The organism is Cupriavidus sp. PET2-C1 (assembly GCF_054515855.1).
Map to the genome: position 1 here is coordinate 303775 of NZ_CM137260.1, position 14377 is coordinate 318151.

13 protein-coding genes are annotated in these 14377 nt (G+C 67.0%); 8 read left to right on the forward strand and 5 right to left on the reverse strand.

The features are described 5' to 3' along the window. Positions 1 to 48: 48 nt before the first annotated feature. From ACX12D_RS21335 to ACX12D_RS21350, 4 genes are all read left to right on the forward strand, one after another. The gene (locus tag ACX12D_RS21335; RefSeq protein WP_459375507.1) at positions 49 to 1044 is read left to right on the forward strand and encodes a LysR family transcriptional regulator; all 996 of its coding nucleotides are present in this window, start codon (positions 49 to 51) and stop codon (positions 1042 to 1044) included. Continuing rightward, entirely contained in the window at positions 1044 to 1418 is a 375-nt protein-coding gene (locus ACX12D_RS21340; RefSeq protein ID WP_459375508.1) for a hypothetical protein, read from the forward strand. The genes ACX12D_RS21335 and ACX12D_RS21340 overlap by 1 nt, the downstream gene beginning before the upstream one ends. Positions 1419 to 1477: 59 nt before the next feature. Then, positions 1478 to 1855 carry a hypothetical protein gene (locus tag ACX12D_RS21345; protein WP_459375509.1) on the forward strand — a complete coding sequence of 126 codons (378 nt, stop codon included), beginning with the start codon at positions 1478 to 1480 and terminating at the stop codon, positions 1853 to 1855. Between the two features lie 72 nt (positions 1856 to 1927). After that, positions 1928 to 2959 carry a sensor domain-containing diguanylate cyclase gene (locus ACX12D_RS21350; protein WP_459375510.1) on the forward strand — a complete coding sequence of 344 codons (1032 nt, stop codon included), beginning with the start codon at positions 1928 to 1930 and terminating at the stop codon, positions 2957 to 2959. Between the two features lie 44 nt (positions 2960 to 3003). Here ACX12D_RS21350 and ACX12D_RS21355 read toward each other — a convergent pair whose 3' ends face one another. From ACX12D_RS21355 to ACX12D_RS21370, 4 genes are all read right to left on the reverse strand, one after another. Beyond that, on the reverse strand, positions 3004 to 3915 hold the full coding sequence (locus ACX12D_RS21355; RefSeq protein WP_459375511.1) for an HpcH/HpaI aldolase/citrate lyase family protein: 912 nt from the start codon (positions 3913 to 3915) through the stop codon (positions 3004 to 3006). Beyond that, positions 3912 to 4568 carry an RraA family protein gene (locus ACX12D_RS21360; RefSeq protein ID WP_459375512.1) on the reverse strand — a complete coding sequence of 219 codons (657 nt, stop codon included), beginning with the start codon at positions 4566 to 4568 and terminating at the stop codon, positions 3912 to 3914. Before ACX12D_RS21360 ends, ACX12D_RS21355 begins: the two co-directional genes overlap by 4 nt. Before the next feature lie 9 nt (positions 4569 to 4577). After that, positions 4578 to 5930 carry an MFS transporter gene (locus ACX12D_RS21365; protein ID WP_459375513.1) on the reverse strand — a complete coding sequence of 451 codons (1353 nt, stop codon included), beginning with the start codon at positions 5928 to 5930 and terminating at the stop codon, positions 4578 to 4580. 385 nt (positions 5931 to 6315) lie between these two features. Further along, entirely contained in the window at positions 6316 to 7065 is a 750-nt protein-coding gene (locus ACX12D_RS21370) for a FadR/GntR family transcriptional regulator (RefSeq protein WP_459375514.1), read from the reverse strand. A 498-nt stretch (positions 7066 to 7563) separates the two neighbouring features. Between ACX12D_RS21370 and gabT the strand changes: the two genes are divergently transcribed. From gabT to ACX12D_RS21390, 4 genes are all read left to right on the forward strand, one after another. Continuing rightward, positions 7564 to 8826 carry a 4-aminobutyrate--2-oxoglutarate transaminase gene (gene gabT, locus ACX12D_RS21375; protein WP_441631275.1) on the forward strand — a complete coding sequence of 421 codons (1263 nt, stop codon included), beginning with the start codon at positions 7564 to 7566 and terminating at the stop codon, positions 8824 to 8826. A gap of 118 nt (positions 8827 to 8944) precedes the next feature. Beyond that, positions 8945 to 10672: a thiamine pyrophosphate-binding protein gene (locus tag ACX12D_RS21380; RefSeq protein WP_459375515.1), complete on the forward strand. Its 1728-nt coding sequence runs from the start codon at positions 8945 to 8947 to the stop codon at positions 10670 to 10672. A gap of 26 nt (positions 10673 to 10698) precedes the next feature. Then, positions 10699 to 11946: a Zn-dependent hydrolase gene (locus ACX12D_RS21385; protein WP_459375516.1), complete on the forward strand. Its 1248-nt coding sequence runs from the start codon at positions 10699 to 10701 to the stop codon at positions 11944 to 11946. 36 nt (positions 11947 to 11982) lie between these two features. After that, entirely contained in the window at positions 11983 to 13482 is a 1500-nt protein-coding gene (locus ACX12D_RS21390) for an aldehyde dehydrogenase (protein WP_459375517.1), read from the forward strand. A gap of 48 nt (positions 13483 to 13530) precedes the next feature. Here the strand turns inward: ACX12D_RS21390 and ACX12D_RS21395 are convergent, their stop codons facing one another. Beyond that, on the reverse strand, positions 13531 to 14241 hold the full coding sequence (locus ACX12D_RS21395) for a helix-turn-helix transcriptional regulator (protein ID WP_459375518.1): 711 nt from the start codon (positions 14239 to 14241) through the stop codon (positions 13531 to 13533). Positions 14242 to 14377: the final 136 nt, after the last annotated feature.

The window sequence follows — 14377 nt, forward strand, 5'->3', positions numbered from 1 at the left end:
TTCATATTGAAAAATTGGTTTATAAAACCGACCAATAGGTTTTCTACTATGAATCGCACCACCACCTTCCGGCAGCTCAATGCCATCGATGCCATTGCCCGCCTGGGTGGCGTTTCCCGCGCGGCGGAGGAATTGCACATCACGCAGCCAACGGTGTCGCTGCAGCTCAAGCTGCTCGAGGAGGCGATCGGGGCGCCGCTGCTGCAGCGCGCGGGCCGGGGCACGCAGCTCACGCCCGCCGGTGAGGTGATGGCGGGCTACGCTGGCCAGATCCTGCGGCTGTGGCGCGAAGCCACCGAGGAGGTGGCGGCGCTCAAGGGCAACCTGGCCGGCACGCTGCGGGTCGGCGCCATCACGACGGCGGAGTACCTGCTGCCCTCGATGCTGGTGGCATTCACCGCGGACCAGCCCGACGTCAAGATCAAGCTCCATGTGGGCAACCGCGAGGAGATCGTGCGGATGCTGGCCATGCATGAGATCGACCTTGCCATCATTGGCCGGCCGCCCACGGACATCCGCACGCAGGCGACGCCGTTCGCCAAGCACCCCATGGCATTCATCGCGGCGCCGGACCACCCATTGATGGCGCGCCGCAATCTCACGCTGCAGGACCTGGTGGAGGAGAACCTGCTGGTGCGCGAGCGCGGCTCGGGCACGCGCAATACCGTGGAGCGGCTGTTCAAGGAGGCCGGCCTGCGGCTGCCCCTGGGGTCCGAGCTGTCCAGCAACGCGGCGATCAAGCGGATGGTGTCGGCAGGGTTGGGGCTTGCATTTCTCTCCCTGCACGCCTGCACACTGGAATTCCAGGCCGGGCTGATCGGGCTGCTGCCGCTGCAAGGCAATCCCATCGAGCGCGACTGGTATGTACTGAACCTGCCGGGCGTGCGCCTGCCGCGCGTGGCGGTTGCCTTCCGTGGCTACCTGGTGGAGCAGGGCCAGGCGGAGATCAACCGGCAGCTGGAGTCCTTTGACGTGATACTGCGCCGCCTGCACGCGCGCGCCCGGCGCCAGCGCAAGGCAACGCCTGCGCAAGGGGCGCGGTGATGACGATGAAGCCCGGCATGCCGATGCGCCGTGCCATGGCGGTGCTTGCGCTCGGGCTGGCATGCGCGGCGGCGCAGGCCAGCGGGCCGGAAGTGCCGTACAATCCGCCTCCCGTTCAGGACCTGGGCCAGATACAGCAGGCTGCCGCGGCGTTCGTGGCTGCGCAGAACCAGCAAGCGGGCACTCGCTGGGCAGCGGGCGAGCCGAACAACAAGGTGCTGGTGCCCCGCTGCGCCATGCCCTTGCGCGTGCAATGGGCGCCGAAAAGCCAGGGGTTGTCCAGCCACAGCGTAGCGGTGCGGTGCCCGCGTACCGCAGGCGGTTGGACCCTGCACTGGGAGGTCTTTGTCCCGGTGAGGCAGGCTGCACTTTGATGCGCTGGCGCGTTGACGTTTGGCGCGATCCCTTGGTTTGGGCGATCACTTAACAAGCAATGAAAAACAAGCCTCTTCTTATTGCCGCCGCGGCAATCGCCATCCTGGCTTACCCCGCGTATCTCTACTGTTATTACGGCGTGCCCTATGGCGGCAAGGCGTACAGCCCCAACAGGGCCTTCTACTATCAGAAATACAAACTGGCCAGCTGGCGTAGCTGGGTGCCGACCATGGCCTTTCCGGGACAAGGCTCGGACAAGCTCTACTATGTGAACGGCTATGTGCGGGTGTACACCGCCGACGGCAAGCAGATCGGCCAGGCATCGGCGTCCGGCGTGCCGTTGGCGGAGGTGTTCTGGGCTGGCGATGCGCTGGTGGTGATGGACGGCAGCTCCGATCAGGATGGCCCCATCATGCTGCCGGGGCGCTCGGACTGACTGGCGCAAGGCATTCAAGTTTGCGGGTGGCCCGCCGTTAGGAGGGGCACCCGTTGATTTCGAATGTAGACCTTGCGCCCCGCCACTGAATACGACCGCCCCGCCAGCAGGCTGCAGCCGGCCGACATCGACGCCAGCGGGCAGCATGCCGAGCCGTCCGTCATCGACTGGCTGCTGCACGACGACCAGGTGATCCGCGAATGCTTCCGCCATGCTGCCGCGATCCTGAAAAATGCGACGGGTGCCGCGATGACGGCGGTCACGCTGCTCGACGAGGAGCACCAGCACTATCGGGCCGCGGTGGGCATGCCGCTTTCGCCTATCTCGCGCAAGCACTCGCTCTGCGATCATGTGGCGCGGCACGGCGACCTGTTCGTGCTGGAAGACGCCCTGGCCGATCCGAGCTTTAGCGAATGCATGCTGGTCAGATGCTTCCCCTTCGTGCGTTTTTACGCAGGGATCCCGATCAAGGCGCCCTGCGGCACGGTCGTCGGCGCGCTCTGCGCGATGGATTCGGCGCCGCACCGCATCACCCTGGCGCAGTGCGAGGTATTCAGGCACCTGCGTGCCATGGTCGAGAACGACCTGAAGCTGCGCACTGCCACCGCGATCGATCCGCTCACACAACTGTTCAACCGGCGCGCCATGCTGGAGAGCGTTCGCCGCAGATGGCATGAAACGGCGGAGGGAGAGGAAATCGGTGCGGTCATGGTCGACGTCGACTGGTTCAAGCGCTACAACGACACCTACGGGCATCCGGCGGGCGACACCTGCTTGCGTGAGGTCGCGTCGGTGCTGCAATCGATCTCGGATGCGCATCGCATGATCGCCGGGCGCCTGGGCGGGGAAGAGTTCGGCCTGCTTCTGTGCGGCGCGCCACGGCTGGTGCTGGAGGCGGCGCTGGAAGACCTGCGCCTGAGCGTGGAGCGCCTGAGGATCGATCACCGCGGCTCGCCGTTCGGCAGCGTGACGCTGAGCATCGGCGCATCGATGGCGCGCAAGAAGGGCGCCGTCGAGCCCGGGGCCCGCGAGGGCTTCGCGCTTGCGGACCGCGCGCTCTATATGGCGAAGGCCGACGGCAGGAACAAGGTGGTCATCATCTAGATGGGCAACTCGCTAACTGGCTAACTGGCTAACTGGCTAACTCGCTATGCGGCCGCCGTGCCTCCGGCGGCCTGCGCCCATTGCACGAACCCGGCATGGCGCGCCAGCACCCGGCGTGCCGTGTTGTAGTCCGGGGAATCGATACGCGGGCCCTGCACGGGCTTGCCGTCGCGCACCGCCTCATACCTGCGAACCCTGTCTTGTGCCTGCGCGACCTGCTGCGCCGATGGTGTCAGCGCTGCGTGGATCGCGGCGACCTGATGCGGGAACACGGTGCATTTTGCCTTCAGCCCGATCCGCCGGGCCCAGGCGAGGTCCTCAGCCAGCGCCGCGGCATCCTGGTAGTTGAACGGACAGTCGATCGGCACGCAGCCTGCGGCAATGCAGTCCACCAGGAAGCGCGCGCGCACATGATGCAGCTCGACGCCGTCCGGGCCGCGCACCGCATCGAGATCCGCGCTCAGGTCTTCCGCCGCCAGCAGGCAGGCACTCACGCGCGGGCTGGCCGACAGGATCGCTTGGGCGGCAACGATGCCCCGCGCGGATTCCAGCGTCGGCACGATCTCGGTGTGGCCATGCGGCAGGCCAAGCTCGCGCTCAAGGCCGGTGATCCGCTGGTCGAGCGCCAGGATCTGCGCGCCCGACTCGGTGTGCGGCAGCAGGATCGCCGCGGGCGCGCCCGGCAGCACGCCGCGCAGGTCATCCAGCCCGTCGCCGTCCAGCTTGTTGACGCGCACGGCGCCCACAATGCCGCGCGCCCGGCATTCGCCCATCAGGGCGGCGATCCGCGCGCGCGCCGCGGGACGGTCCGCGGGGCTGGTGAACTCCTCCAGGTCGGCGACCACCACATCCGGGCCGCTCTCCAGGGCCGCGTGCTGGCGCACGGGGTCCAGGCCGGGCACGAACAACCAGCTGCGCCGCAGTCCTGGCGGCCGTCTTGTCGCTTGGGCGCTCATGGCGTTTCTCTCGTTGCGGGCGCGTGGCAATCGCCCTGGAACAACACGGCACTGGCCGGCTCACCTGCCTGCAGGCGGGCCAGGATCGCCGGTTCGGCGTCATCGGAAGCCAGTGCCTGGCCGATGATGCCGGCGGCGACGTCCGGCGCCAGGAACAGCACGCCGTTGTCATCCGCCAGCACGATGTCGCCCGGGTTGACGGTGACGCCGCCGCAGATCACCGGCGCATTGACGGCGCTGCCGCCGTCGTCGATGCGCTTGGTGGTCAGGACGCTGGTGCCGCGCGCGAACACCGGCATCCCCATGGCGCGCAACTCCAGGATGTCCGTCACCACGCCGTCGACGATGATGCCCCTGGCGCCGGCGCACAAGGCCGCGGTGCCGGTGACGGCGCCAACGGGGGCATGCGCATGGTCGCCGCAGGCGTCGATCACCAGCACATCGCCGGCCGTGAGGCTGGCCAGCGCCCGGTTCACGGCAATGGCGTTGGGCGTGGCCAGGCGCAGCGTGACGGCACGGCCAACGACCTTCACGCTGGGCACGAGCGCGCGGATCTCGTGGCTGGCAAAGCCGTCTTCAAGGAAGTGCCCGAGCGTGGGGAAGCTCACGCGTTCAAGCTGGCGCAGCAGCGCCGGGTCAAGTTCGGCTTGCATGGCCGGCACTCAGGACAGCGAGGCGGTGGCATCCACCCCGGAGGCCGCCGCCGGGGCATGCTTCCTGAGCGTCTCGGCCAGCAGCAACAGCGCAGCGGCGGAGATCAGCGCGGAGCCGATCATGTACCAGGCAACGGACGAGCCGCGGCCCGTGGCGGACAGCAGCGCGGTGGTGATGATCGGCGTGGCGGCGCTCCCCAGCAGCCCGGACAGCATGTAGCTGATCGACAGGCCCGAGTAACGCACCTTGGTGCCGAACAGCTCCGCCAGGAATGTGGCAATCGGGCCGTAGTTGGCCGCGAAGGCGCTCATCATCAGCAGGTAGCCGAGCAGGGCGAACGAGAACACCTTGGTGTCCAGCAGCCAGAACAGCGGGAAGGCGAGCAGCGCCTCGGCGATGATGCCGCCGATGATCACCGGCTTGCGGCCCACCTTGTCCGACAGCAGGCCAAACAGCGGCAGCAGCACAACGCACAGCGCGCACGAGATCAGCGCGATGGTGAGCATCTGGTTGCGGGAGAAGCCAAGCGTCTGCGTGCCGTACGTCAGCCCGAACGCCACGATCAGGTTGAAGGCCGTGCCGGTCGACATCGTCGCGATGCCGCCCAGCAGGACTTGCTTCCACGATTTTGTCAGCACTTCCGCCAGCGGAATCTTCACCTGCGCGGCGGTGGCCTTGACCTTGCTGAACGACGGCGTTTCCGAGGTGTTCAGGCGGATGTACATGCCCACGCCCACCAGCAATACGCTGGCCAGGAACGGAATGCGCCAGCCCCAGGACAACAGCGCCTCATTCGATAGCACGGCATTGCAGAGCAGGAACGCCAGGTTGGCGATCAGCGTGCCGGCGGGCACGCCGATCTGCACCCACGATCCGTACAGGCCGCGCTTGTCGGCCGGGGCATGTTCCACCGCCATCAGCACCGCGCCGCCCCACTCGCCGCCCAGGGCCAGGCCCTGTATCACGCGCAAGGTGAGCAGCAGGATGGGCGCCCAGATGCCGATCGAGCGGTAGTCCGGCAGCAGCCCGATGGCAAAGGTGGCCGAGCCCATCATGATGAGCGAGATCAGCAGCATGGACTTGCGGCCGACCTTGTCGCCGAAGTGGCCGAACAGCGCGGCGCCAAGGATGCGGGCCACGTAGGCCGAAGCGAAGGTGCCGAAGGCGAGCAGCGTGCCGGTGAGCGGGTCGAAGGCCGGGAAGAATACCTTGTTGAAGACCAGGGCCGAGGCCGTGGCGAAGATGAACAGGTCATACCACTCGACCGTGGTGCCGATGACGCTGGCCGCGGCAATCTTCTTCATGTTGCGGGGCGCTTGCCCGGCTTCGGGCTGGTGGGTGGGGGCGTGATCGGGGTTCATAAGGCTTTCCAGTAATGCGGGCGGGCTTGGGCACGCGTGAGGTAAGGGGGCCGATGCGGGGTGATGCGAGGTGATGCTTTGGATGCTTTTGTTCTGGTGGTCCGGCCAATCAAGCGTAAATGACTAAGAAATTAAGCGTAATAGGTAGTTGTTCTAGGTCTGGTGGGCGGGTGGTCCGGCCTGTTGGGGCGAATTTCACCACTTCGGCTTCGTTAACGCAAGCCACGTGCCAGTAGAAAAAGTGACTTAATGACACTTTTTGCCGGGGTCTGCGCGTGGAATTGGTGCGAAAGTGGGCGGCTGGAGGCGCCGCGCTGGGGCCAGGCTTGCACCAGCGATGTGCGCCCAGACCCGGATTGCCCGGGCCCGGCAAGCTTTGTCTGGCCTATTCGGCGATGTCTTCGGACAGGCGCGACACAATTGCCAGCAGGTGGAACGACATGGCGTGGCGCGCCCGGATGGGGTCCCGCGCCACGATCGCGCTGACGATGCGGTCGTGCTCGCCAACCGCCGCGCGCCAGGCAGACGCATCCACAAAGTGTTTGTCGAGCCGCTTATACAAGGGGCTGGCCTCGCACAGATCCCATACGTGCGTGACCACCGACGCCAGCGCCGCATTGCCGCAAGCATCGGCGATCGCCTGGTGGAAGGCTCGGTCGTGCGCGAAGTCACCGGCTTCCGGCGACTGGTCGGGGTTCATCGTCCGGTGCGCCTCCTCGATGGCGGCGATCTGCTCCGGTGTGCCTTGCTGAGCGGCCAGCGCCGCGCACTCCGGCTCGAACAGCGTGCGCGTCTCGATCAGCTCGAACGGGCTGGCTTCCAGCGCCGCGCCCAGGCGGGCATCGATCTCGGCCGCCGGATCGGGCGCGGCGCCATTGGCCGCCGCCGGCCCGTTCTCCTTGGGTTCCAGCACGAATACGCCGCTGCCGACGCGCACCTCGATATAGCCGCCGATCTCGAGCGCGATCAATGCCTCACGCAAGGTCGAGCGCGCGACGTTGAGCTGCTCGGCCAGCTCGCGCTCCGCGGGCAGGCGCTCGCCGGGGGCGAACTCGCCTGCGCTGATTTTCTTGGCAATCTGGTCGGCGATCAGCCGGTAAAGGCGCTGCGCTGAAACCGCTTGAAGTAAGGACATGAAGGCAAGGCCGCTGCAAATTGACTGATGGTCTGATCAATACAGCAAAACCCGGTGTCTGTTCAAGGGGCAGGGCGGGTTTCTCCCGGCGTTCCGGGCTGCCAGGGGGTGCCAGCGGGAGTGGTCCGGCCAATACGGCCTTGGATTGGCAGCAAACCGGCCATGTGCTCCGGATTCCATCGGTCGGCTTTTCCGCACATCGCAGCACGCGTCCTGGGCAAAACGTGAAGCCATTGCCCTCAATTGGACGGACCACCCAGTCAAAAAATCAAAAAATTTGGCATTTTTTCTGCGAAGGCCATAGAATTGGTCCGGCCACCGGTTGAGTTATAACACCCGTGGCAAAAAAAGCGGCTTTAGCGCCATCCGGAGGGTCGCACTGGTCTGACCCGAAGCCTGACCCGAAGCGCTTTCCCCCGGTTTCCCGGCCGGCCCCTCATGGCGCCGGCCGCCCAGATCCAGACAAGACAGCAGGACACCAATGCAATGGAGCACGCAATGAAGAACGCAGACCTGGTACGCCGCAAAGATGCCGCCACGCCCCGTGGCGTTGGTGTGATGTGCAACTTCTATGCCGAGCGCGCCGAGAACTCGGAGCTGTGGGATGTCGAAGGCAACCGCTACATCGACTTCGCGGCCGGCATCGCCGTGCTCAATACCGGCCACCGCCATCCGCGCCTGGTGCAAGCCATGCAGGCACAGATGGAGCGCTTCACGCACACTGCCTACCAGATCGTGCCCTACGCCAGCTATATCGAGCTGGCCGAGAAGATCAACGCCCGCGCGCCCGGCGCATTCGCCAAGAAGACCGCGTTTTTCACCACCGGCGCCGAGGCCGTCGAGAACGCCATCAAGATTGCCCGTGCCGCCACCGGGCGCCCCGGCGTCATTGCCTTCTCCGGCGGCTTCCACGGCCGCACCATGATGGGCATGGCGCTGACCGGCAAGGTCGTGCCGTACAAGGTGGGGTTCGGCCCGTTCCCGGGCGACGTGTTCCACGCGCCGTACCCGTACGGGTTGCATGGCGTGAGCGTGCAGGATTCGATCAACGCCCTGCACCAGCTGTTCAAGGCGGATGTGGACCCGAAGCGGGTCGCGGCCATCATCTTCGAGCCGGTCCAGGGCGAGGGCGGTTTCAACGTGGCGCCCGCCGAGTTCGTGCGCGCGCTGCGCGGCATCTGCGACGAGCACGGCATCCTGCTGGTGGCCGATGAAGTGCAGACCGGCTTCGGCCGCACCGGCAAGCTCTTCGCCATGGAGCACTACGGCGTCACGCCGGACCTGACCACCATGGCCAAGAGCCTGGCCGGCGGCATGCCTTTGTCGGCCGTTTGCGGCCGGGCCGAGATCATGGACGCGCCGGCCCCCGGCGGGCTGGGCGGCACCTACGCCGGCAACCCGCTGGCGGTGGCCTCGGCGCTGGCGGTGCTGGACGTGCTGGAGAGCGAGAAGCTGATCGAGCGCGGCGCCGCGCTCGGCCAGCGGCTGCAGGACAAGCTGGCTGGCCTGAAATCGCGCGTGCCGGAGATCGGCGAGGTCCGCGGCCTGGGCGCCATGATTGCCGTGGAATTCCGCAAGGCCGATGGCCGCCCCAATCCCGAATTCACGCGGCAAGTGCAAGACCGCGCGCTGGAGCGCGGCCTGCTGCTGCTGTCCTGCGGCGTCTACGGCAACGTGGTGCGCTTCCTGTTCCCGCTGACCATTCCTGACGCCGTGATGGACGAAGGGCTGGGCATCCTGGAGGCCGCGCTCCTGCAGTAACAGCCGGAGCGCAAGCCCAAGCGCAAGCCCAAGCCCGCAAACCTCGCATTCAAGACTTCGAAGGATCGCCGCACGCAAGCTGAAGCGGGCTGCGATCGCCAAAACGGAATTCACGACCATGAACAAGCAATCGCCGCAAGCATTGCCCGCGCGCGCAGAGCGCAACGGCGGCCAGATCCTGATCGACCAACTGATTATCCAGGGCGTGAAGCGCGTCTTCCTGGTGCCGGGCGAAAGCTACCTGCCTTGCATCGACGCGCTGTACGACCATCAGGACAAGATCCAGCCCATCGTCTGCCGGCAGGAGAGCGGGGCGGGCTATATGGCCGAGGCGCAAGGCAAGCTGACCGGCGAGCCAGGCATCTGCTTTGTCACGCGCGGCCCCGGCGCCACCAACGCCAGCATCGCCGTGCACACCGCCTACCAGGATTCGACCCCCATGATCTTGTTCGTTGGCCAGGTCGGCAACGATTTCTACGAGCGTGAAGCGTTCCAGGAGGTCGACTACCGCCGCATGTTTGGCCAGATGACCAAATGGGTGGCGCAGATCGACCGCACCGACCGCATTCCCGAGTTCATCGCGCGCGCCTTCGCGGTGGCCACCAGCGGACGGCCCGGCCCGGTCGTGCTGGCGCTGCCGGAAGACACGTTGTGGGGCAAGGCAACGGTGGCCGATGTGCCGCGCTACCGGCGTGCCCACAGCGCGCCGACGCCTGGCGCCATGGCCTCGCTGGCCGAACTGATCGAGCAGGCGGAGCGCCCGTTCCTGCTGCTGGGCGGATCGGGCTGGACCCCGGAGGCCTCGCGGCAGATGGAAGGGTTTGCCGAGCGCTTCGCGCTGCCGGTCGGGGTGGCTTGGCGCCGCCTGGAGTGCTTCGACAACCATCATCCGAACTTTGCCGGGCACGTGGGCTGGGCCATGCCCGAATCGCTGCGCAAGCGCGTACAGGAGAGCGACCTGCTGATCGCGGTGGGCACGCGCATGGGCGAGGCCACCAGCGAGGGCTATACGGTGGTGCAGAGCCCGCTGCCGAAGCAGAGGCTGGTCCACGTGTACCCCGACGCCAATGAGCTTGGCCGCGTGTTTCATCCCACGCTGCCGATTGCCGCGGACGTGGTCTCGTTTGCCGCCGCGGTGAGCGAGCTCTCCCCGTCGCGTTCCCCGGGCGCGCGCAACGCCGGGCACGACGCCCACCAGGTGTACCTGGCCGAGCAGGAACCCAAGGCCGCGCCGGGCGCCCTCAACCTCAATGTGGCCGCCTGCCACGTCCGCGACAACGTGCCGGAGGACACCTGCATCACCGTTGGCGCGGGCAACTACGCCTTGTACCCGCATGCCTACTACCGCTTCAGGGGCGTCGGCACCAGCCTGGCGCCGACCGTGGGATCGATGGGCTATGGCCTGCCGGCGGCCATTGCCGCCAAGCTCGAGAACCCCGCTCGCACCGTGATCTGCTATGCGGGCGATGGTTGCTTCCAGATGAACCTGCAGGAACTCGGCGTTGCCATGCAGTACCGCGTCGGCATCGTCGTGCTGGTCTTCAATAACGGCATCTGGGGCACCATCCGCGCGCACCAGGAGCGCGAGTTCCCGGGCCGCACCGTGGCGCTTGGCTTCGACAATCCGGAGTTCAGCGAACTGATCCGCGCCTATCGCGGCTATGGCGAGATTGTCGCCAGCGATGAAGCGTTCGGTCCCGCTTTTGCGCGCGCCCTTGCGTTCGCCAACACCCGGCAGCTGCCCGCCTTGCTGGAGTTGCGCTATGACGCGGACGGCATCGCGCCGGGCATGACCTTGTCGCAGATCCGCTCGGACGCACTCGCCCGGCAAGCGGACGCGGCGTGATGGCCACGACGGCAAAGAGAGAGAACATGAACATGCTGGCAATCAATGGCGAGCGCCTGTGGCAGTCGCTGATGGACCTCGCCGCGATCGGCGCCACGCCCAAGGGCGGCAATGCGCGCCTGGCGCTGACGGCGCTGGATGGGCAGGGGCGAGACCTGGTGACCGGTTGGATGCGCGCAGCCGGACTGAGCGTGACGGTCGACCAGGTCGGCAATATCTTTGCCCGCCGGGCAGGGCGCAACAACGCGCTGGCCCCGGTCATGACCGGCAGCCATATCGACACGCAGCCCACCGGCGGCAAGTTCGACGGCTGCTATGGCGTGCTGGCCGGCCTGGAGGTCATGCGCACCCTGAACGACCACGGCATCACCACCGAGGCCCCGCTCGAAGTGGCCATCTGGACCAATGAAGAAGGCTCGCGTTTTGTCCCGGTGATGATGGGTTCCGGCGTGTTTGCCGGCGTCTTTCCGCTGCAGACGGCGCTGTCGGCCACCGACGTGGCGGGCAAGCGGGTGGCGGATGAACTGGCGGCCATCGGCTATGCCGGCGACGCGGAAGTTGGCCGCAAGGTCGGCGCCTACTTCGAAGCCCATATCGAACAGGGGCCGGTGCTCGAGGCCGAGGACAACGTGATCGGCGTGGTGACCGGATCGCTGGGCCTGCGCTGGTACGACGTCACCGTGACCGGCATGGAGGCGCACGCCGGCCCCACGCCGATGCCGCTGCGCAAGGACGCGCTCTATGGCGCCACGTTCCTGATGCAGGAAGTGATCCGCATCGCCAACGACTTCGCGCCGCACGGACGCGGCACGGTGGGCGTGGTCAAGGTCCATCCGTCGTCGCGCAATGTCATTCCCGGGGCGGTGACGTTCACGGTCGACCTGCGCCACCTCGACCCGGCGCGGCTTGCCGGGATGGATGCGCGCTTTCGCGCGGCCTGCGCCGCCGTCGCGGATGGCACCACCACCGGCGCGGCCCTGGATGTGGTGGTGCAAGACGTGCAGTACTTCGCGCCCACGCCATTCGCGCCCGAGCTGATCCGCCACGTGCGCCAGGAAGCCGCCGCGCGAGGCTACAGCCATCAGGACATCGTCACGGGCGCAGGCCACGACGCGGTCTATATCGCCGGCGTGGCGCCCACCGCGATGATCTTCGTGCCGTGCAAGGACGGCATCAGCCACAACGAAATCGAAGACGCCAAGCCGGAGCATCTGGAAGCCGGGGCCAATGTGCTGCTTGGCGCCATGGTGGCGCAGGCGAACGCGAGCGCCTGAACGGGCCGAAACCCCAATGCATGCCAGGAATCCACGATGAGTGACTTAAGAGATCTCGCCTATTGGCGCAAGCAGGCCGCAACGGTGTCGATCCGTTCGCAAGCCTATATCGATGGCCGCTGGGCTGACGCCGCCGACGGCGCCACCTTCGAGACCATCAACCCTGCCACCGGCAAGGTGCTCGCCAGGGTCGCGGCCTGCGGCGCGCAGGACGTCGACCGCGCGGTCGCCGCGGCGCGCAAGGCGTTTCAGTCCGGGGTCTGGTCGGACATGCCGCGCAGCGCCAGGAAAGCCACGCTGCTAAGGCTGTCGCACCTGATCGACACGCATCGCGAAGAGCTCGCGCTGCTGGAAACGCTCGACATGGGCAAGCCCATTGCCGAGACGCTGCACTACGACATCCCCGAAGCCGGCCGCACCTACGCCTGGTACGCCGAAGCCATCGACAAGATCTACGACGAGATCGCGCCGACGGGCCCCGACGTGCTGGCCACCATCACGCGCGAGCCGCTGGGCGTGGTGGCGGCGGTCGTGCCCTGGAACTACCCGCTGCTGATGGCCAGCTGGAAGGTCGCGCCCGCGCTGGCCGCCGGCAACAGCGTGGTGCTCAAGCCCGCGGAGCAGTCCCCGCTCACCGCGCTGCGGCTGGCGGAGCTCGCCGAAGAAGCGGGCATCCCGGCGGGCGTCTTCAATGTGGTGCCAGGTCTCGGCGCCGCTGCCGGGCAGGCCCTTGGCCGCCATCCCGACGTGGACTGCATTGCCTTTACCGGCTCCACCGCCACCGGCAAGCGCTTCATGGAGTACTCGGGCCAGTCCAACCTCAAGCGCGTCTGGCTCGAGTGCGGCGGCAAGTCCCCGCATATCGTCTTTGACGACTGCCCCGACCTGGACCGCGCGGCGCAGGCCGCCGCCATCGGCATCTTCAGCAACCAGGGCGAGATCTGCATCGCCGGCTCGCGCCTCTATGTGCAAAGCGGCATCTACGACGCGTTCATGGAGAAGCTGGAAGCGCACGCGGCGCGCATGCAGCCGGGCGACCCGCTCGATCCCGCCACCGCCATGGGCGCCATCGTCGACGGCGCGCAGCTGCAGCGGGTGATGTCCTATGTGCAGAGCGGCGAGGACGAAGGCGCCCGCCTGCGCGCCGGCGGCAAGCGTGCGCACACGGACAGTGGCGGCTTCTACATGCAGCCCACCATCTTCGAGTGCCCCACGCAGTCGCTCACCATCGTGCGCGAAGAGATCTTTGGCCCGGTGCTGGCGGTGACCCGCTTCGAGTCCGAGGAAGAGGCCATCCGCATGGCCAACGATTCGCCCTACGGACTGGGTTCGGGACTCTGGACCTCCAACCTGTCCCGCGCCCACCGGGTTTCGCGCAAGCTGCAGGCGGGGCTGGTGTGGGTCAACTGCTATATGGACAGCGACGTGACGGTGCCGTTTGGCGGCGTGAAGCAGTCGGGCTCGGGGCGGGACAAGTCACTGCATGCGCTGGACAAGTACACGGACCTGAAGACCACATGGATCAGCCTGGCGTGACCAGGCAAGGCGTTGGCCGGTCAGTGCCGGCCAACGCCGGTCAGCCGCTCAGAGCAGTTCCATTTGCCGGACGGCGGGGGCGGGGCGGTGTGCCAGCGTCAACGCCGGCACACCGCCAACCGGCCACGCCAGGCTAAAGCCCTGTTGCCGTGCCTTGTAGGCGGCCTCTTCCTTGCCAGCCGCCTGGAGATGCCTGTACATGGCACGGGCATGCGTCTTGACCGTCGGCGCCGAGATATTCAGCAGGCGGCCTACGGTCTTGAACCCATGCCCTCGGGAGAGCAGTGCCAGCACGTCGTACTGGCGTTGCGTCAAGCCCAGTTGCGTTGCCTCTCGCGTCAGCCGCCGGGTCCCGGCGGCGGGCCGCGGTGCCAGCGCGGCGGCGGGCAAGGTGGGCAAAGCGGGGAACAGTGAAAGCTGGCTTGCGCCGGCACGCTCCGGCTCACGGGTGGCGATACGCCGGATGGCGGTCCTGAGCACGTCGAGCGGGGCGGATTTTGGCAGGCAGCCGCTGAAGCCTTCGGTGATCTCGCCTTGCGGCAGCTGCAGCGGCACGGCATCGCAGAGCAGCAGCACGCGCGGCGCGGCCCATAGCCTGCGTGCCTGGCCGAGCCATTGCCAGCCCGTGTCAGCGTCGGCGGGCATGCCAAAGACGATCAGGTCAACGTTGCCGCCGGCATGCGAATGCTCAGGGATTTCCCCCGGGTCGATGGCAACGACTTGCGCGATGCCTGCAATACCCTCCAGCAGAGCGAGCATTGCAATCCGGAGCAATGGATGGCTTTCGACGAGCACCACGTTCATGCCGTAACTCCCCGTACAAGCGCAAATGCAAATGCAAGTGCCACGGAGACAGGCTGAACCCGCGGGGATGGCACGACACTGCCAGCACCGA